The sequence below is a fragment of the Oryzisolibacter propanilivorax genome (assembly GCF_900103645.1).
GTDB lineage: Bacteria > Pseudomonadota > Gammaproteobacteria > Burkholderiales > Burkholderiaceae_C > Melaminivora > Melaminivora propanilivorax.
The window spans coordinates 102601-126901 of record NZ_FNHP01000002.1 but is presented as its reverse complement, the minus strand read 5'-3'; the positions used below and the strand labels follow the sequence as shown (position 1 = coordinate 126901).

The 24301-nt window shown below is 72.7% G+C and carries 16 protein-coding genes; 9 read left to right on the top strand and 7 right to left on the bottom strand.

All coding sequences use genetic code 11. The features are described 5' to 3' along the window. Position 1: 1 nt before the first annotated feature. Genes BLQ61_RS03380 through BLQ61_RS03370 form a run of 3 tightly spaced genes read right to left on the bottom strand, consistent with a single transcriptional unit; the run spans position 2 to position 6983 of the window. Positions 2-2098, bottom strand: coding sequence for a two-component system sensor histidine kinase NtrB (locus BLQ61_RS03380; RefSeq protein ID WP_091566711.1), 2097 nt, complete (start codon positions 2096-2098; stop codon positions 2-4). Continuing rightward, positions 2095-2913 (bottom strand): carbon-nitrogen hydrolase family protein, encoded by an 819-nt coding sequence (locus tag BLQ61_RS03375; RefSeq protein WP_091566709.1) that lies wholly within the window; start codon positions 2911-2913, stop codon positions 2095-2097. Before BLQ61_RS03375 ends, BLQ61_RS03380 begins: the two co-directional genes overlap by 4 nt. After that, on the bottom strand, positions 2910-6983 hold the full coding sequence (locus BLQ61_RS03370) for a YhdP family protein (RefSeq protein ID WP_091566707.1): 4074 nt from the start codon (positions 6981-6983) through the stop codon (positions 2910-2912). The genes BLQ61_RS03375 and BLQ61_RS03370 overlap by 4 nt, the downstream gene beginning before the upstream one ends. Before the next feature lie 70 nt (positions 6984-7053). On the opposite strand from BLQ61_RS03370, the gene glnE reads away from it, so the two are divergent. The 5 genes from glnE (at position 7054) to BLQ61_RS03345 (ending at position 17071) form a co-directional block, all read left to right on the top strand. Then, positions 7054-9783 (top strand): bifunctional [glutamate--ammonia ligase]-adenylyl-L-tyrosine phosphorylase/[glutamate--ammonia-ligase] adenylyltransferase, encoded by a 2730-nt coding sequence (glnE, locus tag BLQ61_RS03365; RefSeq protein ID WP_091566705.1) that lies wholly within the window; start codon positions 7054-7056, stop codon positions 9781-9783. 204 nt (positions 9784-9987) lie between these two features. Next, positions 9988-11532, top strand: coding sequence for an efflux transporter outer membrane subunit (locus BLQ61_RS03360; RefSeq protein WP_245703819.1), 1545 nt, complete (start codon positions 9988-9990; stop codon positions 11530-11532). Between the two features lie 65 nt (positions 11533-11597). Continuing rightward, positions 11598-12767: an efflux RND transporter periplasmic adaptor subunit gene (locus BLQ61_RS03355; RefSeq protein ID WP_091566701.1), complete on the top strand. Its 1170-nt coding sequence runs from the start codon at positions 11598-11600 to the stop codon at positions 12765-12767. A gap of 9 nt (positions 12768-12776) precedes the next feature. After that, a complete protein-coding gene (locus tag BLQ61_RS03350) occupies positions 12777-15875 on the top strand; it encodes an efflux RND transporter permease subunit (protein WP_091566699.1) in 3099 nt (1032 codons plus the stop codon). Continuing rightward, on the top strand, positions 15872-17071 hold the full coding sequence (locus BLQ61_RS03345; RefSeq protein WP_091566697.1) for an HD-GYP domain-containing protein: 1200 nt from the start codon (positions 15872-15874) through the stop codon (positions 17069-17071). The genes BLQ61_RS03350 and BLQ61_RS03345 overlap by 4 nt, the downstream gene beginning before the upstream one ends. 325 nt (positions 17072-17396) lie before the next feature. Here the strand turns inward: BLQ61_RS03345 and BLQ61_RS03340 are convergent, their stop codons facing one another. Continuing rightward, on the bottom strand, positions 17397-18017 hold the full coding sequence (locus BLQ61_RS03340; protein WP_091566695.1) for a glutathione S-transferase C-terminal domain-containing protein: 621 nt from the start codon (positions 18015-18017) through the stop codon (positions 17397-17399). Between the two features lie 127 nt (positions 18018-18144). Between BLQ61_RS03340 and purB the strand changes: the two genes are divergently transcribed. Both purB and BLQ61_RS03330 read left to right on the top strand, forming a co-directional pair. After that, positions 18145-19524, top strand: coding sequence for an adenylosuccinate lyase (purB, locus tag BLQ61_RS03335; protein WP_091567470.1), 1380 nt, complete (start codon positions 18145-18147; stop codon positions 19522-19524). 85 nt (positions 19525-19609) lie between these two features. Continuing rightward, complete coding sequence (locus tag BLQ61_RS03330; RefSeq protein WP_091566694.1) at positions 19610-20170, top strand: YaeQ family protein; 561 nt, start codon at positions 19610-19612, stop codon at positions 20168-20170. A 248-nt stretch (positions 20171-20418) separates the two neighbouring features. Here BLQ61_RS03330 and BLQ61_RS03325 read toward each other — a convergent pair whose 3' ends face one another. Beyond that, entirely contained in the window at positions 20419-20724 is a 306-nt protein-coding gene (locus BLQ61_RS03325; RefSeq protein WP_091567468.1) for a putative signal transducing protein, read from the bottom strand. A 44-nt stretch (positions 20725-20768) separates the two neighbouring features. Then, a complete protein-coding gene (locus BLQ61_RS03320) occupies positions 20769-21206 on the bottom strand; it encodes a DUF3717 domain-containing protein (RefSeq protein ID WP_091567466.1) in 438 nt (145 codons plus the stop codon). A gap of 352 nt (positions 21207-21558) precedes the next feature. On the opposite strand from BLQ61_RS03320, the gene BLQ61_RS03315 reads away from it, so the two are divergent. Beyond that, entirely contained in the window at positions 21559-22335 is a 777-nt protein-coding gene (locus BLQ61_RS03315; protein ID WP_091566692.1) for a TerC family protein, read from the top strand. A gap of 36 nt (positions 22336-22371) precedes the next feature. Next, on the top strand, positions 22372-22725 hold the full coding sequence (locus BLQ61_RS03310; RefSeq protein WP_091566690.1) for a phage holin family protein: 354 nt from the start codon (positions 22372-22374) through the stop codon (positions 22723-22725). Here BLQ61_RS03310 and BLQ61_RS03305 read toward each other — a convergent pair. Then, positions 22693-24267, bottom strand: a complete 1575-nt coding sequence (locus tag BLQ61_RS03305; protein WP_091566688.1) for a M48 family metalloprotease — start codon at positions 24265-24267, stop codon at positions 22693-22695. The genes BLQ61_RS03310 and BLQ61_RS03305 overlap by 33 nt on opposite strands. Between the last annotated feature and the right edge of the window lie 34 nt (positions 24268-24301).

The following is a 24301-nucleotide window of genomic DNA, read 5'->3' as shown; positions in this document are numbered from 1 at the left end:
GTCAGGTCGTCGGAAAGGAGGCGTCGGCCACCGGCGCCGCCGGCAGCGTGAAGACGAAGAACGTACCACGGCCAGCGCCTGGTGCGTGGGCCAGATGTCCCCCATGCTGCTCGACCACCGTGCGGCACAGGCTCAGGCCCAGCCCCATGCCCTCGGCGCGGGTGGTGAAGAAGGGCGTGAACAGCCGCTGCGCCACTTCGGCGGGAATGCCGCTGCCGTTGTCCGCCACGCCGAACTCCAGCCAGCGCGGCGCCGCGCCGCCCGCAGCGCGGCGCACGCGCAGGCGCAGCAGCGGCGAGGCAGCGCTGGCGTCCTGCGCCTGGCCTTCCATGGCCTGCATGGCGTTGCGCGTCAGGTTCAGCAGCACCTGCTCGACCATGGTGCGGTCGCACAGCGCCGGCGGCAGGCCGTCCTCGACCTCGACCTCGACCTCGACCTGCAGCTTGCGCGCCTGCAGGCGCACGATGGGCAGCACCGCCTCCAGCAGCTCCTGCGGCGCCACCGCCTCGCGGGTGCGTGCGCGCCGGCGCACGAAGTCGTGCACGCTCTTGATGACGCGTCCGGCGCGTCCGGCCTGGGCGGCAATGCGCTGCAGCGCCTCCTGCACGTCGGCCAGATCCTGCGCGGCGGGCGGCGCGCCGTCCGGTGTTTGCAGCAGGTTCAGCGAGCCGCTGGCGTAGCTGGCGATGGCTGCCAGGGGCTGGTTCAGCTCGTGGCTCAGCAGCGACGCCATCTCGCCCACGGTGGCCAGGCGCGCGGTAGCCTGCAGCCGCTCGTGCGTGGTACGCGACAGCTCCTCGGCGCGGCGCTGCTCGCTCACGTCCAGGATCGAGCCCATCCAGCCGGTGTGCGCGCCCTTGGCGTCGATCAGCGGCGCCTCATAGACCATGACCGGAAAGCGCGTGCCGTCGCGGCGCATGAACAGCGACTCATAGCCCTGTGCCGGCGGGCTGGCCTGGCGGGACAGCCGCGCGTGCTGCAGCCGGCTGTAGTCCTCGCGCCGCTCGGGGGGCCAGTAGGGCGGCGGGAAGCTGCAGCCCACCAGCTCGGCGGCGCCAAAGCCCACCATGGCGCAGAACGCCGGGTTCACATAGGTCACCTGGCCCTGCAGGTCGCGCGCGCGCAGGCCGGTGACCAGCGAGTTCTCCATCGCCTTGCGCAGCGCCAGCGCCTCGGCCAGCTCGCGCTCGGCGCGCAGGCGCCGGCGCATGTCGCGCACCAGCACCAGCACCACCGACACCAGCGCGATCGACATGGCGGTGACCAGCGCCGTGAGCACGTTCGGGAACACACTGGGCGCGGCGTGCCAGCCGTCCATGCGCAGCACCAGGGCATTGCCTGGCAGATCGAACAGCTGGCGCGCGGTGAACACGCGCGAGCCGCGGCGCTGCCCGGCCAGCAGCGCGAGGCGCGTGCCGTCGGCCTCGGTGAACGACACCTCCTGGCCATGGCGCAGCTGCGGCGCCACCACCTCGGTCAGCAGCGACTGCAGCACATAGGTGGCCACCACGAAGCCCTGCACGCGCCCGCCGTCGATCAGCGGCAGGCACAGCTCCATCATCTCGGCGCCGACACCGATCGGCAGCGGCTGGAAGTAGCTGCTGGCGTACGACGGGCCCATCAGCCGGCGCGCGTTGTTGCACGCCAGCCCCGTCTCGGAGTGCGCGCCGTCGCGCTCCTTGCCGCGTGCCGGCATGCCATGCCAGGGCGACAGCGCCTGCAGGCGGACGTGCAGCTGCGCGTCGCGCCATTCCAGCCGCGCCAGCGCATGGCGCCGGCTGAGCAGTTCGCTGGCCTCGCCCTCCCAGGCCAGCGGTGTGCCCGTCGGAGACGACAGCGCGCGCAGCTCGTGCACGTCGCGCAGCAGCGCGGTGCGCAGGTCGGCCACGGCCTCGGCGGCGTCGCGGTCCAGCCGGTCCTGCACCTGGCTGGCCTCATAGCGCCCGGCCAGCCACACCAGCGTGACCAGCACCCCGGCCACCAGCGCCCCCAGCAGCACCCACAGCGACCAGCGGCGCCAGGCGCCCAGGCCGCGCCGCGCCAGGCCGACCCAGCGCGGCGGCAGGCGCGGCAGCAGGAGCAGAACGCTGCGGCTCACAGCACGCGGTGCGCCAGCGCCGGCAGCCGGGCGCGGGCGCTTTGCACGCGCGCCGCGTCCAGCTGCGCCAGCACCAGGCCGGCCCCGTCCTCGGCGCGCTGCGCCAGCAGTTCGCCCCAGGCGTCCACGGCCAGGCTGTGGCCCCAGGTGCGCCGGCCGTTGGCGTGCAGCCCGCCCTGCGCCGGTGCCAGCACGCAGGCCAGGTTCTCGATGGCACGAGCGCGCAGCAGCACCTCCCAGTGCGCCTGGCCGGTGGTGTGGGTAAAGGCGCTGGGCACCAGCAGCAGGTCGCAGCCGGCGCGCGCGTGTTGCCGATACAGCTCGGGAAAGCGCAGGTCGTAGCACACCGACAGGCCGACGCGCCAGGCGTGGCCGTCCCGCGCGCGCAGGTCGAAGTGCGCCGGCTGGTGGCCGGCAGCCACGGTGCGCGCCTCGTCGAACTGCTCGCTGCCGTTGTCGAGGCGGAACAGGTGGATCTTGTCGTAGCGCGCCACGCAGCGCCCGTCGGGATCGAAGGCCAGCGAGCTGTTGTGCACGCGGTCCGCTTCGGGGCTGGCCAGCGGCAGCGTGCCGCCGACGATCCACAGGGAGAGCTCGCGCGCCGCGCGCGCCAGGAACTGCTGCACCGGGCCGTCGCCGAAGGCTTCGGCGTGCGCCAGCTTGTCCCGCTCGTCCAGACCCATGCCGTTGAAGTATTCGGGCAGCGCGGCCAGCTCGGCGCCGGCCTGCGCGGCCTGCTCCAGCAGCGTGCGCGCGCAGGCCAGGTTGGCGGCGATGTCGGGGCCGGAAACCATCTGCAGGGCGGCGACTTTCATGGTTGCTCCTTGGAAAGGGGAACGGTGGCGGGCTTGGCCGCGTCGGCCGTGGAGGCCGGGGCGGGGCTGCGCCGGCGCGCCACGCGCTGCACCTGCGGGTCGGCCCAGGTGCCGTCGATGCGGAATTCCTGCGTCGCCGCCTGCATCAGCGGCCCGCGCAGGAAGACCTGCGCCAGAAAGCTGCTCAGGCCGATCACCGGGTTGATGGCGGTGGCCACCAGCGAGGCCGTCAGGGCATTGATCTCGGGCACCACCACCACGCGCAGGTCCTGCGTCTCGCGCTCGATGTCGGCGCTGCCCTCCATCAGCACGGCGGCGTTCACGCCCTTCATCTGCAGGTTGTTGGTGGTGGCGATGCCGCGCTCGATGCGCACATCGCCGCGCACGAAGTCGAAGGCGAAGCCCTGGCTGAAGACATCGCGAAAATCCAGCGTCAGCCGGCGCGGCAGCGACTGCAGGCTGAGCACCGACAGCAGCTTGGCCAGCCCCGGGTCGGCCTTGAGGAACTGGCCGGACTGCATGTCCAGGTGCAGCTGCCCGTCCATGCTGCGCCAGTCGGGCGCGATGGGCGAGCCGGTCCAGCCGATCCGCCCGTCCAGCCGGCCCTGGCCGCGCTGCAGCACACCGTCCATGCCGAAGCGCGCCAGCAGCGCACCCGAGTCGCGCACGTCCAGCCGGAAGTCCAGCGCCGTGCGGCGCTCGCGCGCGCCGGCGGCCAGCGCCCAGCGGCCGCTGGAGGCCAGTTGCGCCTCAGGCGCCGCCAGGTTGAAGCGCGCCAGCTGCCACTCGCGCTCGCCGTCGCTGGCCACGCGGTTGCGCGCCTCGATCTCCAGCCGGCCCATGCGCCGCCCGCGCAGCACGAAGTCCTGCACCGCGATGTCCAGCGCCGGCAGGGTCTGCGGCTGCGCGCTTTCGGGCAGCAACTCGTTCACTTCCTCCTGCGCGGCCTCGGGCAGCGTCAGGCGTGCCAGCCGGGCGTGCACCAGGCCGGCGTCGCTGCCTGCGCCGGGGCGGTACTCGACATAGCCGTTGAGCTCGGCCGCATCCACGTTGGCGCGCCAGACCTGGCCCTGGCGCGAGGCACCGGCGACCACACGGTGCAGGGCGCGCCCGCCGGCTTCCAGGGTGTCGGCGCGCAGGCCGACGCTGTCCGGCAGGTAGGCCGGCACGGCGTCGCCCGCCGGGGCCCCGGAGGCCGGCGCGTCGCCGCCGCCCAGCAGCGCCAGCCAGGCGTCGGCGTCGAAATGCCCGAAGACCGCATTCGCCACCACGCCGCTGGCCGGCAATGTGGGCGGCTCGCGCGCCGCCTCGCCCACGCCGATGGCGCCGCGCAGCACGCGCGCGTGGCCGGCCTCGTCCAGCGCACGCACCCAGTGCAGCCGCGCCAGCTCGCCCAGGCCGACCAGCAGCTCGTCCTCGCGCGGGGCGCTGGCGGAGGCCGCCGACGCCGCCGTCAGCCGGCGCTCGAAACGCAGCGGCAGCGGCGTGGCCGCGTCCTTGGCCAGCGGTGGCGGCGCCGCCAGGGCCAGGCCGACCAGGTCGCTGGTCACCAGCAGCTCGGCCAGCCCGCGGCGCACGCCGATCTCCAGGGCGTAGGGCGTGCTGCCGCTGGCATGCGCGGCCAGTTGCGTCAGCGCCTGCCAGGGGCCGGCCTCACGCAGCCCCTCGGCACTGGCCGTGCCGCGCGCCTGCACGCGCACTTGCGGCTCGGCGCCGGGCAGGCTGCGCATGCCGCCCTCCAGGCTGACCGGCCCGCCCAGCGCCCGGCCCTGCACCCCGGCCAGGGTGAAGCCGCCTTCGGTGAACTGCACTGCACCGCGCGCGCCGGCCACCAGCGGCGCCTCGGGCACGAAGCGCACGTCGTTGCCCGCCAGCTGCACGCTGCCGCGCACGCCGGAGTGCGCCAGATCGGCGATGGGCAGTCTCAGGCCCAGGCGCAGCTCGGCGCCGCCGCTGGCGCTGGCGGCGTCCAGCGCGCCATGCGTCAGCTGCGCCACCTGCGAGTCACGCACCACGGCCAGCATGTCGGCCAGCGGTCCGGCGATCTGTCCGTCCACCTCGACCACCGGATGCTCCAGGTCGGCGATGCGCGCGCCGGTGCGCTGCACGCGCAGGCGTGGCGCGCCCGCCAGGCTGCCTGCGGCATTGCGCACGGTCATGCTGGCGCGGTCGAAGACCAGCTCGCCCGACAGGCCGGAGAGCGCCGGCCAGGCCTTGTCGCCGGGGTGCAGCAGGGCAGGGGGCACATAGGCGTACTCGACCCCCTTGACCGGCGCGGTGATGCGGAACTCGCCCGGCTCGCCGTGCGCGTACGGGAAATGGTGCAGGTCGCCCTTGACGCTGAATTTCACACCGCTGGCGCTGCCGGCGGTGACCGCATCGCGCACGTAGTGGCGCGCGCTCTCGGGCACGGCCAGGGGCAGGTAGCGGTGCACGCGCGTGCCGTCGGCGCGCGCCAGGCTGCCCGACAGCTCCAGCACCCCGGGAAAGCGCGCGCCCTGGCCGTCCGCGCCCGGATCGGCAGTGTTCCAGGCGATCTTCGCCTGTCCTTCGGCGTCGGCGTTGCCGAAGCGCACCTCGGGGGCCTGCACGGCGATGCGCCCGTTCTTCTCCACCTGCCAGTGCACCGTGGTGGCCAAATGCGCCACTGGCACTACCGGGTCCTCGAACACCCCGGGCAGCACCAGCTGGCCGTTTTTCATGCCCAGCACGGCGCGGCCTCCGACCTGGGTCAGCTCCAGCTGCACGTCGGCGCCTACCAGGCCCGGTATCCGCGTGGCCGCGCCACGCGCGGCCAGCTCCAGCCCGTGCACGCGGGCGCGCGCCTGGTATTCGCGCGGCGCTGCCAGCGGGCCGCGCCACTGTGCCACCAGGCCTTCGACCCGCCCGGCCGGCGCGTAGTCGTGCAGCGCCTGGTGCAGCGCTGGCCCCAGCGGCAGGCGCGCGGCCACCTGCGCCAGCGCCGCCAGGTCCAGCCGGTCGGCGCGCAGCTCGCCCTCGGCCTGCGGGGCGCCGCCGTCCACCAGCCGCAGCAGCAGCTGCCCACCCGGCCAGTGCAGGCCGTCCGCGGCGGTGAACTGCAGGTCGTTGGCGCTGAACTCGAAGCCGCCCTCCAGCCAGCGCCCGCCGGCGCGCCCGGTCACCTGGCGCAGCACCAGCGGCTGCAGGCCTTCGCCCAGCGTGGCATCGACCTCGGCCAGCGCCAGGTCGACGGTGCCGCCGATCAGCTGGCCGCGGCGCACGTCGCCCCAGGCGCGCACGCCGCCCATGCCGCGTGCCACCGCCAACGCGCCCAGGTCGACGTGGCGGTGCAGGCGCGAGACATCGGCGCGCGGGAAATGCGCGTACAGCTGCCCGCTCCACTGCTGCCAGCGCCCGTCGTGCCGGCTCAGCAGCGGCTGGCGGAACTGCCCGCGCAGCGTGAAGCGCTCGCCCCATTCGGGTTGCGGCGTGGCGTCCAGGCGCACGGCGTGGCGCCAGCCGCGGTTGCGCAGCACCAGGTCGACTTGCGTCAGCGCCAGCGGTGGGGCGTCGCGCAGCTCATCGGAAAAGCGCAGCGTGCCGCCGCGGATCGCCACCTCGGGCTGGGAAAACAGCCAGTCGGCGGCGCGGCTGTCATCCTCGCCGCTGCTCCGGAAAGCCATGCCGGCGACGAACACGCGCCCGTCGCGCGCGCGGCGCACGTCCAGCTCGGGCGCCTCGATATACACCTGCTCGAACCCGAAGCGCAGCAGCGAGCGCGGCGACAGCGCCACCACCACGCGCGGCAGCTGCAGCCCCGGGCGGCCCGCGGCGTCCAGCAGCGCCACGCCGGTCAGTTCGATGGTCGGGAACACGCTGCCGCCGTGCGCGGTCATGGCGGCGATGCGCACCGGCACCCCCAGGGCGCGTGTGGCCTGTCGCTCCAGGTGCGGGCGCAGACTGTCGGCGCGCGGCACAATCCAGCCATGCAGGACCGCCCATGCGGCCGCCAGCACGAGCCAGGCCGCCACCGTCAGGCCCAGCGCCCAGCGCGCGCACACCGACAGGATCTTCAGGGGACGGGAGGGATGCAGAGGCAGCTCGGGCATGGAGGGACGCAACGGGTGGCAGGAATTATCCCGGCTGCGCGCGGCCCTGCCCCGTCATCCTTGTGCCCGTATGCCGTCCTCCACCGCCGTGGCGCTGCCCACCCCCTTGTCGCAACACTCCCGCCTGGCGCAGCGCCTGCAGCGGCGCTACGCCGCCGAGCTGCCGCTGCTGGCGCCCGGCGTGCCCACGCGCGCGGCCATGCAGGCCGCCTGCGACGCGCTGCTGGCGCGCGGCGAAGCGCTGGGCGCGGCGCTGCGCATCCTGCGCCAGCTGGTGCTGCAGCGGCTGCTGGTGCTGGACTGCGACCTGGGCGCGCCGCTGGCCGACATCACCACGCCCATGACCGAGTTGGCCGAGATGGCGCTGGAGCGCGCCTGCCTGCACGCCTGCGCCGAGCTGGATGTGCGCCATGGCGCGCCGCGGGACGAGACCGGCGCGGCGGTGCCGCTGTGGATCGTCGGCATGGGCAAGCTCGGCGCGCGCGAGCTGAACGTCTCCAGCGACATCGACCTGGTCTACGTCTACCCGTGCGACGGCGATACCCCCGGCGGTGCGGACGGGCGCGGCCGGCTGTCGCACCATGAATACTTCGCGCGCGTGGCGCGCGCGCTGCACGCGCTGATCGGCGAGACCACCGAGCACGGCTTCGTCTTCCGCATGGACCTGGCGCTGCGGCCCAACGGCAACTCCGGCGCGCCGGTGTGCTCGCTGTCCGCGCTGGAGGACTACCTGCTGGTGCACGGGCGCGAGTGGGAGCGCCTGGCCTGGATGAAAAGCCGCGTGGTGGCACCGCGCGCGGCGGTGGCCAGCGCGGCGGTGCAAGGCCTGCGCGAGGTGGTGCTGCCCTTCGTCTTTCGCCGCTACCTGGACTACGGCGTGTTCGACGCGCTGCGTGCGCTGCATCGCCAGATCCGCGAGCACGCGCTGCGCCGCGCCAGCGGCCGGCCCGAGCGCGCCAACGACGTCAAGCTCTCGCGCGGCGGCATCCGCGAGATCGAGTTCATCGTGCAGCTGCTGCAGGTGGTGCGCGGCGGGCAGTTCCCCGAGCTGCGCTGCCGCCCGACCCTGGAGGCGCTGGCGCGCCTGGTGCGTGCCGGTCTGATGCCGCCGGAGACCGGCGATGCGCTGGCCGCGGCCTACACCTTCCTGCGCCGCGTCGAGCACCGCATCCAGTACCTGGACGACCAGCAGACGCACGTGCTGCCCACGCGCGATGACGACCTGGCCTGGATCGCCGCCACGCTGGGCCTGCCCTGCTGCGACTTTCTGTGCACGCTGGACACCCACCGCGAGCTGGTGGCGCAGGAGTTCGACCGCCTGCTGGGCGGCCCTGAGAAGAAGACCTGCAGCGGCGGCGCCTGCGCCGGTCCGCGCGCCGCGCTACCGCCGGTGCCCGACCTGGAGGCGCTGGCCGAGCAGCTGCCGGCGGCGCTGGCCGCGCGGGTGCGCGACTGGCAGCGCAACGCGCGCATCCAGGCGCTGGCCGAGCGCCCGCGCACGCGCCTGGTGCGCGTGGTGCAGCGCACCGCGCAGTGGCTGGCCGAAGGCCGGGTGGGCGAGCCGGCGGCCGTGCGCCTGCTGGACTGGCTGGAGCCGCTCTTGCGCCGCGACAGCTACCTGGCGCTGCTGCTGGAGCGCCCGGCGGTGCACGAACACCTGCTGCACATCCTGGGCGCGGCGCGCTGGCCGGCGCGCTACATGATGCAGCATCCCGGCGTGATCGACGAGCTGGCCGGCGGCGCCATCCTGAACGAGCGCTTTTCGCCCGAGGACTTCGAGCGCGAGCTGGGCCTGCGCCTGGCCGCCCTGCAGTCGACCGGCGAGGACGACGATGAGACCCTGCTGGACCTGCTGCGCCGCGCGCACCACGCCGAGGTCTTCCGCACCCTGGCGCGCGACGTGGAGGGGCGCATCAGCGTCGAGCAGGTGGCCGACGACCTGTCGCTGCTGGCCGACAGCGTGCTGCGCGTGACCAGCCAGTGGTGCTGGCAGCGTCTGAAGAGCCGCCACCGGGACGCGCCGCGCTTCGCCATCATTGGCTACGGCAAGCTGGGCGGCAAGGAGCTGGGCTACGGCAGCGACCTGGACATCGTCTTTGTCTTCGACGACGCGCACGACGACGCCCTGGAGGTCTACACGGCCTTCGTGCGCAAGCTGATCAACTGGCTGGCGGTCAAGACCGCCGAGGGCGACCTGTTCGAGATCGACACCGAGCTGCGGCCCAACGGCAACTCGGGCCTGCTGGTGACCAGCTTCCGCGCGTACGCCGACTACCAGGAACGGCGCGGCAGCAACACCGCCTGGACCTGGGAGCACCAGGCCATGACGCGCGCGCGCTTCGTGCTGGGCGCCGAGGACCTGCGCGCGCGCTTCGACGCCGTGCGCCAGGCGGTCATCACCGCGCCGCGCGACTGCGCCGCCCTGGCCGCTGAGATCACCGCCATGCGCCAGCGCCTGCGCGACGCGCACCCGGTGGCGCCCGGCTGGTTCGAGGTCAAGCACAGCGCCGGCGGCATGCTGGACGTGGAATTCGCCGTGCAGTACTTGGTGCTGGCGCATGCCGGCCAGCACCCGGGCCTGTGCGAGAACAAGGGCAACATCGCCCTGCTGCAGCGTGCCGAGGACGCCGGCCTGCTGCCCGCCGGCGTCGGCCGTGCCGCCGCCGATGCCTACCGCACGCTGCGCCAGGTGCAGCACCGCGCCCGGCTGAACGAGGAGCCGACGCGGGTGCCATTGGCGCAGCTGGGCATGGAGCGCGCCGCCGTGCTGGCGCTGTGGCACGCGGTATTCGGCGCCTGATCGCTCCTGATTGCATAGCTATCTGCCGTTGAAATACAAGGGTTTGAGCCGGTTTTGACTGATATTTCCTGACCGGTGTCGCGCGCCGCGCGCATTGGGAACGGTTTTCATCCAGCCGTGCTGTAATGCGCGGCTGCGCCCGGCCGCCATGCGCTGCCGGGCGGCACCCCGCGCCGCCGCGCGCCGCCCCCTTCGCCGCCGCCCGTGTTGCCTTCCTTCTCAGTCCCCACATCCCCGTCCCGCCTGCTGCGCGCCGCCGCGCTGGCGGCCCTCGCGCCCCTGCTGCTGGTCGCCTGCGCCGTGCCGCGCCCGCCGGCGCAGGTCAGCGCGCCGCTGCCGCCCGGCTGGCAGGCACCGCTGCCGCACGGCGGCAGCCTGGCGCAGCTGCACGACTGGTGGCAGGGCAGCCTGCACGACCCGGTGCTGGCCGGGCTGATCGCCGACGCCCAGGCGATGAGTCCGAACGTGTCGCAAGCGGCGTCGCGCCTGGCGCAGGCGCGCGCGCAGCAGGTGGCGGCGCGCTCGACGCTGCTGCCGGCGCTGGACGGGCAGGGCAATGCCAGCCGCGGCTTCAACCAGCAGGTGGGCGGCGTGGCCAGCACCGCGCAGGCCAACCTGCAGGCCGGCTGGGAGATCGACCTGTTCGGCGGCAACGCCGCGCAGTGGGAGGCCGCGCGCGCGCGCGCCCAGGCCGCCGGCGCGCAGTGGCACGAGGCACGCGTGTCGGTCGCCGCCGAGGTGGCGCAGCAGTACGCCGGCTGGCACTACTGCCGGCGCCAGCTGCAGGTGGCCGAATCCGATGCGCGCTCGCGCGGCGAGACCGCGCGGCTGTCGACCGAGAGCGAGCGCGCCGGCTTCACCGCGCCGGCCACCGCCGCGCTGGCCAGCGCCAGCCAGGCCGACGCGCAGGCACGCGCCGCGCAGCAGCGCCTGCAATGCGACATCGCCGTGAAGACCCTGGTGGCGCTGACCGGGCGCGAGGAGGCCGCGCTGCGCGCGCAGCTGGACGCCGCGCCGGCGCTGCGCCCCGACGCCACGCTGTTCGCCATCGACACCCTGCCGGCGCGGCTGCTGGCGCAGCGCCCGGACATCTACGCCGCCGAGCTGGAGGTGGCCGCCGCCAGCGCCGAGGTCGGCGCCGCGCGCGCCGAGCGCTACCCGCGCCTGCAGCTCACCGGCTCGATCGGGCGCGGCTGGGTGAAGTCCAACGCCGGCAGCGTGGCCAGCAACACCTGGTCGATCGGTCCGGTGGCACTGACGCTGCCGCTGTTCGACGCCGGCCGCCGCGCCGCGCAGGTGGATGCCGCGCAGGCGCGCTACGAGGACGCCGCGCTGCGCCTGCGCGCCCAGGCGCGCCAGGCGGTGGCCGAGGTCGAGCAGGCGCTGGCGCGCCTGGCCAGCACCGAAGAGCGCCGCGCCAGCGCCGAGCGGGCCGCCGCCGGCTACCGCCGCTCGTTCGAGGCCACGCAGGCGCGCTGGTCGGCGGGCCTGGCCAGCCTGGTCGAGCTGGAGGACGCGCGGCGCACGCAGCTGGCCTCCGAGACCGCGCTGGTGGCGCTGGAGCAGGAGCGCATGCTGGCCTGGATCGCGCTGTATCGCGCCGCCGGCGGCGGCTGGAGCCGCGCGCTGGACGCGCCCGGCGTGCCGGGTGATGCGCTGCCCGTCGTCGGCCTGCAGACCGGCGCCGCTGCCGCTCCGGCGTCAGCCGCTGGCCGCGCGGCGCTGCCGCCCACGCCCGTGCCGCGCTGACTTGGCCGAGCCGCTTCGCCGCCACCGCCCCACGTTTGTCGAACCCTCTTTCCCAGGTTGTGCCCATGCCGCGCCTTCGCCTTCTTTGCCTTCTGATCGCCACCGCGCTGTGGCTGCCCGCCTGCGGCCGCAAGGACGCCGAGGCACCGGCGCAGCCGGATGCCGGCCAGGCCGGCGCCAGCGCCAGCGCCGCCGCCCCGCGCCCGGCGCTCACCGTGGCCACCGTGCAGCCGCAGCGCCGTGCCGTGGCCGAGCGGCTGTCGGCCAACGGCAGCATCGCCGCCTGGCAGGAGGCCAGCGTCGGCGCCGAGGCCAACGGCCTGCGCCTGACCGAGGTGCGCGTGAACGTCGGCGACCGGGTGCGCGCCGGCCAGGTGCTGGCGACGTTTGCCAGCGAGACGCTGCAGGCCGAGGTCGCGCAGGCGCGCGCCAGCCTGGCCGAGGCGCGCGCTGCCGCCGCCGACGCGCAGGCCAACGCCGCGCGTGCGCAGACGCTGATCCAGTCCGGCGCTTTGAGCCAGCAGCAGATCCAGCAGTACGCCACCGGCGCGCAGACCGCGCAGGCGCGCGTCGAGGCGGCGCAGGCCCTGCTGAACGCGCAGCAGCTGCGCCTCAAATACACCCAGGTGCTGGCGCCCGACGCCGGCGTGATCTCGGCGCGCAGCGCCACTGTGGGCGCGGTGGTGGGCGCGGGCACCGAGCTGTTCCGCCTGGTGCGCCGCGGCCGGCTGGAGTGGCGCGCCGAGGTCGGCGCCGCCGACCTGCCGCGCCTGCGTCCGGGTATGCGTGCCGACGTCACCGCCGCCAGCGGCGCGCAGGTCGAGGGCACGGTGCGCATGCTGGCGCCGACGGTGGACCCGGCCACGCGCAATGCGCTGGTGTATGTCGACCTGCCGCAACACCCGGACATACGCGCCGGCATGTACGCGCAGGGCGATTTCGTGCTGGGCGAGCGCCAGGGCCTGACGCTGCCGCAGTCGGCCATCGTGGTGCGCGACGGCTTCTCGCACGTCTTCGAGGTGCTGGAGGGCACGCGCGTGGCCATGCGCCGGGTGCGCACCGGCGCGCGCACGGACGGGCAGGTGGAGATCCTGGACGGCCTGGCGCCGACGGCGCAGGTGGTGCGCACGGGCGGTGCCTTCCTGAACGACGGCGACGTCGTGCGGGTGGCGGCTGAATCCGAGTCGAATCCGTCTCCAGCCCAGGCGAAACAAGCGCCTGCAGCTACGAATTAAGGAGCGGTGATGAACCTCTCGGCCTGGTCGATCCGCAACCCCATCCCGGCGGCGATGCTGTTCGTGCTGCTCACCCTGGGCGGCCTGATGGCGTTCCGCGCCATGAAGGTGCAGAACTTCCCCGACATGGACCTGCCCATCGTCATCGTCACCGCGGCGCTGCCCGGCGCGGCGCCGGGGCAGCTCGAATCCGACGTGGCGCGCAAGATCGAGAACGCCATCGCCACCACCCAGGGCCTGAAGCACATCACCACCACGCTGGTGGACGGCTCGGCCAGCATCGCCGCCGAGTTCCAGCTGGAAAAACCCGTGCAGGAGGCGGTGGACGACGTGCGCTCGGCCGTCTCGCGCGTGCGCGCCGATCTGCCGGCGGACCTGCGCGACCCGATCATCAACAAGCTGGAGTTGTCCGCCCAGCCCATCCTGGCGTTCGCCATCGCCTCGGACCGCATGGACGACGAGGCGCTGTCGTGGTTCATCGACGACACCTTGAGCCGGCGCCTGCTGGCCGTGCCCGGCGTGGGAGCGGTCACGCGCGTGGGCGGCGCGACGCGCGAGGTGCGCGTGGCGCTGGACCCGCTCAAGCTGCAGGCGCTGGGCGCCACCGCCGCCGACGTCTCGCGCCAGCTGCGCCAGGTGCAGGTGGAAAGCGCCGGCGGCCGTGCCGAGCTCGGCGGCGCCGAGCAGCCGCTGCGCACCCTGGCCACGGTGCAGACCGCCGCCGAGCTGGCGCGGCTGGACATCGCGCTGCCCGGCGGGCGGCACATCCGCCTGGACCAGGTGGCCCGCATCGACGACACCGTGGCCGAGCCGCGCACCGGGGCGCTGCTGGACGGACGGCCGGTGATCGGCTTCGAGGTCAGCCGAAGCCGCGGCGCCAGCGAGGTCGAGGTGGGCGCGGGCGTCCAAAAGGCGCTGGATGCGCTGCAGGCCGAGCACCCGGACCTGCGCCTGGAGCGCACGGTGGACTTCGTGGACATCGCGCAGGAGGAGTACGACAGCTCGATGCGCCTGCTGTACGAGGGCGCGATCCTGGCGGTGGTGGTGGTCTGGCTGTTCCTGCGCGACTGGCGCGCCACGATCGTCTCGGCCGTGGCGCTGCCGCTGTCGGTGATCCCGGCGTTCATCGGCATGCACCTGCTGGGCTTTTCCATCAACATCATCACGCTGCTGGCGCTGTCGCTGGTCATCGGCATCCTGGTGGATGACGCCATCGTCGAGGTGGAGAACATCGTGCGCCACCTGCGCATGGGCAAGACGCCGTACCAGGCGGCGATGGAGGCGGCCGACGAGATCGGCCTGGCGGTCATCGCCACCACCTTCACGCTGATCGCGGTGTTCCTGCCCACTGCCTTCATGAGCGGCATCGCCGGGCGCTTCTTCAAGCAGTTCGGCTGGACGGCGGCGCTGGCGGTGTTCGCCTCGCTGGTCGTGGCGCGGCTGCTCACCCCGATGATGGCCGCCTACATCCTGAAACCCCTGGTGGGCCAGGAAAAGGAGCCGCGCTGGCTGGCCGCCTACATGCGCATGTCGGCATGGTGCATCCGCCACCGCATCCTGACGCTGCTGGGCGCTACGCTGTTCTTCTTCGGCTCGGTCGCGCTGATCCCGCTGCTGCCCTCGGGCTTCATCCCGGCCGACGACAACGTGCAGACGCAGGTCACACTGGAGCTGCCGCCGGGAGCCAAGCTGGCCGACACGCGCGCGCTGGCGCTGCAGGCGGCCGAGCGCGCCAAGGGCGTCGGGCACATCGAGAGCATCTACACCACCATCGGCGGCGGCTCGGCCGGCTCCGACCCGTCCTCGAGCAGCGCCGCCGCGTCCGACCCACGCCGCGCCACGCTCACCCTGCGCATGAGCCCGCGCGGCGAGCGCCCGCGCAAGCAGGTCATCGAGCAACGCCTGCGCGACGCCATGCAGGACCTGCCCGGCGTGCGCGTGAAGATCGGCCTGGGCGGCTCCAACGACAAGTACATCCTGGCGCTGGCCAGCGAGGACCCGCAGGCACTGCTGGCCAGCGCCCGCGCCGTGGAGCGCGAGCTGCGCGCCATTCCCGGCATCGGCGGGGTGAGTTCCAACGCCAGCCTGGTGCGCCCGGAGATCGCCGTGCGCCCGGACTTCGCCCGCGCCGCCGACTTGGGCGTCACCAGCAGCGCCATCGCCGAGACGCTGCGCGTGGCCACCGTGGGCGACTACGAGCAGTACCTGCCGAAACTCAACCTGGCGCAGCGCCAGGTGCCCATCGTGGTGCGCCTGGCGGACGCCGCGCGCGAGGATCTGCAGACGCTGGAGCACCTGGCCGTGCCCGGCAGCCGCGGCCCGGTGCGCCTGGGCGAGGTGGCCGAGCTGACCCTGGCCGGCGGCCCGGCGGTCATCAACCGCTACGACCGCGCGCGCAACGTGAACTTCGAGATCGAGCTGGGCGCGCGCGGCCTGGGCGAGGTGACCGAGGCGGTGCACCAGCTGCCGGCCGTCAAGGCACTGCCGGCCAGCGTGCGCCTGATCGACGTGGGCGACGCCGAGATGATGGGCGAGCTGTTCGCCAGCTTCGGCTTGGCGATGCTGACCGGCGTGGTCTGCATCTACATCGTGCTGGTGCTGCTGTTCAAGGACTTCCTGCAGCCGGTGACCATCCTGGCGGCGCTGCCGCTGTCGCTGGGCGGAGCCTTCGTGGCGCTGCTGCTGGCGCGCCAGAGCTTTTCTATGCCGTCGCTGATCGGGCTGATCATGCTCATGGGCATCGCCACCAAGAACTCGATTCTGCTGGTCGAGTACGCCATCGTTGCCCGGCGCGAGCGCGGCATGGGCCGGCTCGAAGCCCTGCTGGACGCCTGCCACAAGCGCGCCCGCCCCATCATCATGACCACCCTCGCCATGGGCGCGGGCATGCTGCCCATCGCCCTGGGGCTGGGCGAGGCGGACATGAGCTTTCGCTCGCCGATGGCGGTGGCGGTGATCGGCGGGCTGATCACCTCCACCGTGCTCAGCCTGCTGGTGGTGCCGGCGGTGTTCACCTGGATCGACGATTTTGAGCACTGGGTCAAGCGCAAGGTGCTGCGCCGCAAGGGCGACGGGCATGAAGCACGTTCTGTTACAGCGGCGCCATGAAGCTTGTTTCCCTCGACATCGACTCGATTCAGCTGGGCCAGCCGCTGCCGTTCGCGCTGCGCGGCGCCAGCGGCGCCCTGCTGGCGCACAAGGGCTACGTCATCCGCAACCGCCAGGAGCTGGACGTGCTGCTGGCGCGCGGCCTGCGCCTGTGCGTGGACACTGACGAGTCCGGCGACAGCTACCGCGCCTACCTAGCGCAGATGCAGCAGATGCTGCTGTCACAGGCGTCGCTGGGGCAGATCGCGTCGATGAAGATCTCGGCAGCGCAGGACACCGCGCTCGGCCCCGACGCCCGCGCCGCCGACTGGGCGGCGCTGCAGCTGCGCGCCACCCAGCTGCTGCGCACGCCGGACAGCCCCGACTTCCCGCAGCGCCTGCTGGCCCTGCATGAGGAACTGCAGCAGCTGTGCGAGCAGGCGCCCGACGCCACGCTCCTGGCGCTGATCTACCTGACCGGGCACGAAACCGGCATGTACAGCGCCACCCACGCCATGCTGGTGGCCTGCGTGTGCATGCTGGTGGCGCGGGAGACCCTGCGCTGGCAGCCGCGCCAGGTGACGCGGCTGGGCCAGGCGGCGCTGTCCATGAACATCGCCATGACGGCGCTGCAGGACCAACTGGCGCAGCAGGCCGACCCCTTGAGCGCCGCGCAGGTCGACGCCATCACCGACCATGCCGCGCATTCCGAGGCGCTGCTGCGCCGCATGGGCATGTCCGACCCGGTGTGGCTGGAGGCCGTGCGCCACCACCACGCGCGCACGCCCGGCCCGCTGACCAGCCGCAGCGAGGGCCAGCAGATGGCGCGGCTGATCCAGCGTGCCGACGTGTTCGGCGCGCGCATCGCGCCGCGCGCCACGCGCAGCCCGCTGGGCGCCACCGCCGCCATGCAGGCCAGCTACTACGACGAGCAGCGCCAAGTGGACGAGGCCGGCGCGGCGCTGGTCAAGACCCTGGGCGTGTACCCGCCCGGCACCTTCGTGCGCCTGGCCAGCCAGGAAGTGGCGCTGGTGCTGCGCCGCGGCGCCAGCGCCGCCACGCCGCGCGTCGCTGTGACGCTGAACCGCGAGGGCATGCCCACTGGCGAGCCGATCCCGCGCGACACCACCCAGCCGCAGTGGAAGGTGAGCGCCGCCGTGCCGCGCGACCAGGTGCGCCTGCAGCTGCCGCTGGCGCGGGTGCTGGCGCTGGTCTAGGTCGCGCCAGGCCGGCCGCGCTGTACGGGCTACAAATTTTTTCCAGCGCGCCCTGGAACTTCGCTGCAGCATCCCCACTCTTGAAGAAGACGCTGGTGGATGGAAACGAATCAGAAGCCTTCGCTTCCCTTCTTTCCGCCATCGCCACCTGATTTGCACGTTGCGAGGCCTGCGGCCACTGGCCGACTGAAAGCCCTGGGGCGCTTCTCCTCCCTCCCTCTCTGACTTCGTTTCAGGGCGCTTCGCAACGTTTTTTTATGCCGCGAAAAAAAGCGCGCCACCCGATTCGGGCGGCGCGCTTTTTGCTGTGTGCGGGCAGCGGAAGCTACTGCGGCGGGCGGGTCTCGGCGAAGCCGGGGCGCTGCATCAGGCGCTGCATCAGCGCATCCAGGTGCGGATGGCCGTCGCGCCAGGCGTGCTCGGGCAGGCGGAATTCCAGCCAGGCCACGGCGCAGCCGGCGGCAATGTCGGCCAGGCTCAGGTGCGCGCCGCACAGCCACGGCTGGCCATGCTGCAGGCCGCGCTCCATGGTGGCCAGCGCGGCGCGCGCCTTGCCGAGCTGGCGCTCCACCCAGGCAGGGCTGCGCTCGCCCTCGGCGCGGCCCGGCCAGGTGGCCTCCAGGCGCGCCAGCACGCCGGCGTCCATGGCGCCGTCGGCCAGCGCCTCCCAGGTCTTGACCTGCGCGCGCTCGCGGCCCGGCACCGGAATCAGGCGGCCCACCGGCGACAGAGTGTCCAGGTATTCGACGATGACGCGCGAGTCATACAGCGCCTCGCCACCCTCCAGCACCAGGCAGGGCACCTTGCCCAGCGGGTTGCTGCGGGCGATGCTGGTGTCGGCCGACCACACATCCTCCAGCACCAGGGGGCAGTCGAGCTTTTTCTCGGCCAGCACCACACGCACCTTGCGCACGTAGGGGCTGGTCAGGGAACCAATGAGTTTCATGGCGAGGCGGGTAATCAGGCGAGGAAGCGCCGCAGGCAGCGCAGGGCGGCGAGATTCTATCGACGCGCCTGTCTTTGCGCCGATGCAAATCCTGGCGGTGGTAGGCCTGCTCCTACAATTCGCGCCCATGAGCCTGTCTGCCCTCACCGCCTTGTCGCCCTTGGATGGCCGCTACGCCGCCAAGCTTGCCCCCCTGCGCCCGCTGCTGAGCGAATACGGCTACATGCACCGCCGCGTGCAGGTCGAGGTGACCTGGTTCATCGCGCTGTCCTACGCGGGTTTTGCCGAGTTCCCGCCGCTGCCCGAGGCCGACCGTGCCTTCCTGCGCGGCCTGGTCGAGCAGTTCGGCGAGGCCGACGCCCAGGCCATCAAGGACATCGAGAAGACCACCAACCACGACGTGAAGGCGGTGGAGTACTGGATCAAGTCGAAGTTCGACGGCCGGGCGGCGCTGCAGCGCGCCACCGAGTTCGTGCACTTCGCCTGCACCAGCGAGGACATCAACAACACCAGCCACGCGCTGCAGCTGCGCGACGCGCGCGCGCAGGTGCTGCTGCCGGTGCTGGGGGGCGTGGTGGACAAGCTGCGCGCCATGGCGCAGCAGTTCGCCGGCGTGGCCATGCTCAGCCGCACCCACGGCCAGACCGCCAGCCCGACCACCGTCGGCAAGGAGCTGGCCAACGTGGTGGCGCGCCTGGAGCGTGCGCGCGGGGCGATTGCCGGCGTGCAGATCCTGGCCAAGATGAACGGCGCCGTAGGCAATTACAACGCGCACCTGGCGGCTTGGCCTGACTTTGACTGGGAGGCATTCGCGCGCCACGTGGTGGAAAGCGCGGAGCCCGAGGGCCTGGGCCTCACCTTCCAGCCATATTCCATCCAGATCGAGCCGCACGACTACATGGCCGAGCTGTTCGACGCCGTGGCGCGCGCCAATACCATCCTGATCGACCTGTCGCGTGACATCTGGGGCTACGTCAGCCTGGGCTACTTCAAGCAGAAGCTCAAAGCGGGCGAGATCGGCTCGTCGACCATGCCGCACAAGGTCAACCCGATCGACTTCGAGAACGCCGAGGGCAACCTGGGCCTGGCCAACGCGCTGCTGCGTCACCTGGCCGAGAAGCTGCCGATCTCGCGCTGGCAGCGCGACCTGACGGACTCCACCGTGCTGCGCAACATCGGCGTGGCGCTGGGCTACAGCGTGCTGGCCTGCAGCTCGCTGATGACCGGTCTGAACAAGCTGGAGCTGAACCAGGCACAGCTGGACGCCGACCTGGACGCCAGCTGGGAAGTGCTGGCCGAGCCGATCCAGACTGTCATGCGCCGCCACGGCGTGCCGGGCGCCTACGAAAAGCTCAAGGAAGTCACGCGCGGTCAGGCGGTGACGCGCGAGGCGCTGCATGCGCTGATCCAGAGCCTGGAGATCCCCGAGGCCGACCGCCAGCGCCTGCTGGCACTGACCCCCGCCAGCTACATCGGCCGCGCCGCAGAGCTGGCGCGCCGCGTCTGATCCGTTCCGGTTCCTTTTTTCCCTCTTTTCGGCTGCCTGCCCTTGCAGGACAAGGGCGGGCAGCTCTCATTTTGAAAGCACGCCCATGGCCCTCAAATCCACCATCTTCAAGGCGCATTTGGCCATTGCCGACATCGACCACGGCTACTACGCCGACCACCAGTTGACCCTGGCGCGCCACCCCAGCGAGACCGACGAGCGCATGATGGTGCGCCTGGCCGCCCTGGCGCTGCAGGCGCACGAGCTGCAGGACACCTGCGGCGGTGACGGCCAGCTGGCCTTCGGCGCCGGCCTGTCCGACCCGGACGACCCGGACGTCTCGCTGACCGACTTCACCGGCCGCAAGCGCCTGTGGATCGAGGTCGGCCAGCCCGAGGACAAGCCGCTGGCCAAGGCCTGCTCCAAGGCCGACGCGGTGGTGGTCTATGCCTTCGCCCACGCCGCCGAGGTGTGGTGGAAGGGCATCGAGAACAAGCTCTCGCGCCTGGACCGGCTGCAGGCCTGGCGCATCCCGGCGGAACAGTCGCAGACCCTGGCGCAATTGGCCGAGCGCAGCATGCAGCTGCAGGCCACCGTGCAGGACGGCGCGCTCACGCTCAGCAGCGACCGGGGCAGCGTGCACCTGGAGCCGCTGCGCTGGAAATGACGCGCTGACACGCTCCGTCTTTCGCTGGCGGGGGAGGGTGAATGTGTGGCTTGAAAACCGCGCCGCGCGGGCGCTGGCCCCTCACCCCTCGCCCTCTCCCTGGAGGGGAGAGGGCGCAAAGTCCGGGGACGTGCCCGGTCTGGTAAGGCGGGAGGCAGATCGCCAGCCGCGCGTTCTCTTGCCCCCTCTCCCGCTTGCGGGAGAGGGCGGGGGTGAGGGCGCCAGATACTGGCAGCGTCCTCAGAACACTAGGCGGGCATCCAGGCGCCGCAGTTCCAGCACTGCTCGAAGCCGCCCTCGATGCGCTCGCTGCAGCCCCGGCAGAACCACTGGCGCTGCGGCAGGCGCTCCAGTTCCTGCAGCAGGGCGCGGGCGTGCTCCAGGTGCTCGGGGTGGGTCAGCCAGACCTCGGGCAGGCACTCGCCCGGCGGCAGGTGGCCGGCGGCCGCGCCCAAGTGCTGGCGCTGCACGCTGGCGGGCAGGCCGGCCTCGCACAGCAGGTCGCGCCACAGCGTGGCAATGGCGATGTTCGGGGCCTGGATCAAGCGCAGCATGGTGCGGGCCAGCGTAGCCGGCACGGCGTGCGCCGGCAAGCCGGTCAAACGCCCGTCGTGGCCGCCGCGCGCTCGGCGTAGCGAGTGAAGCGCAGCGCCGTGCCCTCTTGCGTGATGCGCCGCCAGACGGCGCGCTTGTGCACCGGCGTCATGGCCAGCCAGTGCTGCACCTCGGCGAAGCTGCGCCCGCAGCCCTTGCAGATGGCATCGCCCTGGCTGGTCGAGCAAATCGCGATGCACGGCGTGTCGGGCGTGCTGTCGTACCAGGCGAGCCACGCGGCCAGCGTCGGTGCCGGCAGCGCGGCTTCGTGCACCTGGCGCTGGCGCGCGTGCGCCATGCGGGCGTAGACCTCGGCCAGCGCCGCCACCTCGGGCGCCAGTCGCACGCCGTCGGGCGAGGGCGCGCGCGCGCGCCAGAAGTCGAGGGCGGCCTCGAGGTCGGTCAGGTGGATGGCGTCGGCGGGGAAGGTTTCGGCAGGCACCCACCGATCATAGGCGGGCGGGTTTTTCGCCGGGCGCGCGGGCGAGTTGTGTTCCAATGGCGCCCTTCAAAGGGGAGTAGCTCCCCGCCGCCGTTCTGCCGTCTTCCGCGCAGGCCGGCGGCGGATGGCAGGTCGTCAAGACGAAGCGTGGCAGGCAACTGCGGCGCTTCCGGCCTGCCAGGCCGGTGGTCCGTGCAGGGCTGCCGGCGCCGGGCAAGACCTTTGGGCGCCTGGGCGGCATTGCGTCGCCACGGCCGGCCCAAGGTGTCGCTCCTGTCCTTCCCAGGCTGACGCCGTTGTCCGTGCTGCCCAGGCATCGTGAAACCCACAATGCCCTTCGAGGTACCCGCACATGGACTTGGACTTTCTGACCCACACCCCGTTCTGGATCGCGCTCGGCCAGATCATCATCATCGACATCCTGCTGGGCGGCGACAACGCAGTGGTCATCGCGCTGGCCTGTCGCAAGCTGCCGCCGGCGCAGCGCACCAAGGGGATCATCTGGGGCACGGCTGGCGCCATCGTGCTGCGCGTGGTGCTGATCGTCTTCGCCATGACGCTGCTGAACCTGCCGGCGCTGAAAGTGATCGGCGCGCTGCTGCTGGTGTGGATCGGAGTGAAGCTGATCGCTCCGGAGGAAGAGGGCCACGACAACATCCAGGGCAGCGACAAGCTGCTGGCAGCCATCAAGACCATCATCGTCGCCGACCTGGTGATGAGCGTGGACAACGTGATCGCCATCGCCGGCGCGGCGCAGAGTTCGGGCGCGCACCAGACGCTGCTGGTCGTCCTGGGCCTGCTGATCTCGGTGCCGATCATCGTCTGGGGCTCGCAGCTGGTCATCCGCCTGATGGAGCGCTTCCCGCTGATCATCACCCTGGGCGGCATGCTGCTGGGCTGGATCGCCGGCGGCATGCTGGCCACCGACCCGCTGTTCGTGAACCACGAGCAGTGGCTGTGGGCGCCCAAGTGGGGCACCTGGGACGGCGCGGGCCATGCCGAGCTGCCGGCCAGCGTCTACTGGGCCGCGCACATCGCCGGCGCCCTGGTCGTGCTGGCCCTGGGCAAGTGGGTGGCCGCGCGCCGTGGGAAGGCCAAGGCGGCGCTGCCGGCGCAGCCGCACGCCTGACAACGCGCCTGCGCGCCCGGTGCTAAGCTGCCCATCATGCGACTGCTCCTGAAATGGATCCTCAGCGCCGTGGCGCTGCTGTGTGTGGCCTACCTGTACGGCGGCGTCGAGGTGCGCAGCTTCGGCGCTGCCCTGGGCGCGGCCTTCGTCATCGGGCTGCTGAACGTCATCCTGCGGCCCATCCTGGTGCTGCTGACGCTGCCGGTGACCATCCTCACCCTGGGCCTGTTCCTGTTCGTCATCAACGCGCTGATGTTCTGGGCGGCCTCGGGGCTGCTCAGCGGCTTCCATGTCGCCGGCTTCGGCGCGGCGCTGCTGGGCTCGCTGATCTATTCGGCGCTGGGGCTGTTGATCGAGTCAGCGCTCGGCGGCCTGTTCGCGAAGCAGTGATTCGACCGCGCGCAGCCGCGTGTCGATGATCGACGCCTCGATGTAGTCGGCCGCGCCGGCGCTTTTGCGCGCCAGGTCCTGGCCGGCCTTGAAGCGGTCCACGGCGGCGGCGTAGTCCTGGCGCGCCACCTGGGCCTCGGCCTCGGCGCGCAGGGCGCGCAGCCCCTGGCCCTGCGCGCGCCACAGCTGCGCCAGCGCCTGCCAGGCGGCGGCGTCGCGCGGGCGGGCCGTGACCCAGGTCTGCAGCGTGCCGGCCAGCGCCTGCCGATCCGCCGCCGTGCCGGCGCCGGCCACCAGCGCCTGCGCGCGCAGCAGCAGTTCGGGCCGGTGGGTGGACGCGCCGCCTGCACTTTCAGGCAACAGCTTCAACGCCGCCTGTGGCGCACCGGCCGCCAGTTCCACCTCGGCGGCCAGCAGCCGCGCCTGGCGCGCGGCATTGGCGTCGCCCGCCACGGCATCCTGCAGCCCGCGCACCGCCGCGCGCGCCGCCTGCCAGTCCGACAGCTGCACGGCCGACAGCGCCGCCGCGTACCAGGCGGCGGCGCGTTCGCGCTGCCCACGCGCGGCGAAGCCCGCGTCCTGCGGCTGCGCCAGCCACTGGCGCAGCGCATCGGTTCCAGGGCGCGACAGCACCCGCGCGCGCGCGGCCAGCAGCGCGTGCTGCAGCGGCGCCGGCGCGGCCGGGGCGGCGCCGTGGGCGATGCGGCTTTGCATGTCAGCGATGCGCTGGGTGGTCAGCGGGTGGCTGCGCAGGTAGGGCCAGCTGCCGTTGTCGTTGAGGCGGTTCGCCTGCTGCAGCTTGTCGAACATGGCCACGAAGCCCTGCGGCGCGAAGCCCGCCGGCTGCATCAGGCCGTAGCCGACGCGGTCGGCCTCACGCTCCATCTCGCGCGAGAAGTTCAGCTGGTTCTGCACCGCCAGCGCCTGCCCCCCGACCATCAGCGCCTGCGCCGCGTCCGGGCTCTTGCTGGCGGCCAGGGCGCCCAGGATCAGCGCGCCGATCATGAGCGGCGTCTGCTTGCCCTGCTGCGCGATCAGGCGCGAGATGTGCCGCTGCGTGACGTGGCTGAGCTCGTGCGCCAGCACCGAGGCCAGCTCGTCCGGCGTGGCCACCACGCCGATCAGCCCCAGGTGCAGGCCGAAATAGCCGCCGGGCAGGGCGAAGGCGTTCACCGAGCGGTCGCGGCCGAGCAAGATCTCCCAGGCGAAGCGCTCGTCGATGTCCGGCGCCACCTCGCCGCGCGCGCGCGCAGCCGACAAAAGCGGCTGGAAAATGCCCTGCACGTACTCCTGCAGCACCGCGTCTTCCAGGTAGTCCGGGTCGCGGTACAGCTCGCGGATGATGCGGTCGCCCAGCTTGCGCTCGGCGGCGGCCGTCAACTCCAGCCCGTCGCCCAACGTGGGCAGGCGCGGCTGGGCGTGCGCGGGCGGCACGGCCGGGGGCAGGGCCGTGAACAGCACTGCAGACGCTATCGAAAAAATAGCTGCATGTCGTGATGGAATATGGGCAAAACGCCATTTTGGCTTGAACAAGTCGCGCATCTCCTCAAGCGCCTGGCGCAGGCCGGGCGTGCAA

What these genes read in the sequence shown, in the direction of transcription:
- BLQ61_RS03370 (WP_091566707.1), bottom strand. Translation starts at nt 6,983, where the DNA reads ATGCCCGAGCTGCCTCTGCATCCCTCCCGTCCCCTGAAGATCCTGTCG.
- glnE (WP_091566705.1), top strand. Translation starts at nt 7,054, where the DNA reads ATGCCGTCCTCCACCGCCGTGGCGCTGCCCACCCCCTTGTCGCAACAC.
- BLQ61_RS03355 (WP_091566701.1), top strand. Translation starts at nt 11,598, where the DNA reads ATGCCGCGCCTTCGCCTTCTTTGCCTTCTGATCGCCACCGCGCTGTGG.
- BLQ61_RS03315 (WP_091566692.1), top strand. Translation starts at nt 21,559, where the DNA reads ATGGACTTGGACTTTCTGACCCACACCCCGTTCTGGATCGCGCTCGGC.
- BLQ61_RS03350 (WP_091566699.1), top strand. Translation starts at nt 12,777, where the DNA reads ATGAACCTCTCGGCCTGGTCGATCCGCAACCCCATCCCGGCGGCGATG.
- BLQ61_RS03330 (WP_091566694.1), top strand. Translation starts at nt 19,610, where the DNA reads ATGGCCCTCAAATCCACCATCTTCAAGGCGCATTTGGCCATTGCCGAC.
- BLQ61_RS03375 (WP_091566709.1), bottom strand. Translation starts at nt 2,913, where the DNA reads ATGAAAGTCGCCGCCCTGCAGATGGTTTCCGGCCCCGACATCGCCGCC.
- purB (WP_091567470.1), top strand. Translation starts at nt 18,145, where the DNA reads ATGAGCCTGTCTGCCCTCACCGCCTTGTCGCCCTTGGATGGCCGCTAC.
- BLQ61_RS03305 (WP_091566688.1), bottom strand. Translation starts at nt 24,267, where the DNA reads ATGCGCGACTTGTTCAAGCCAAAATGGCGTTTTGCCCATATTCCATCA.
- BLQ61_RS03345 (WP_091566697.1), top strand. Translation starts at nt 15,872, where the DNA reads ATGAAGCTTGTTTCCCTCGACATCGACTCGATTCAGCTGGGCCAGCCG.
- BLQ61_RS03325 (WP_091567468.1), bottom strand. Translation starts at nt 20,724, where the DNA reads ATGCTGCGCTTGATCCAGGCCCCGAACATCGCCATTGCCACGCTGTGG.
- BLQ61_RS03340 (WP_091566695.1), bottom strand. Translation starts at nt 18,017, where the DNA reads ATGAAACTCATTGGTTCCCTGACCAGCCCCTACGTGCGCAAGGTGCGT.
- BLQ61_RS03310 (WP_091566690.1), top strand. Translation starts at nt 22,372, where the DNA reads ATGCGACTGCTCCTGAAATGGATCCTCAGCGCCGTGGCGCTGCTGTGT.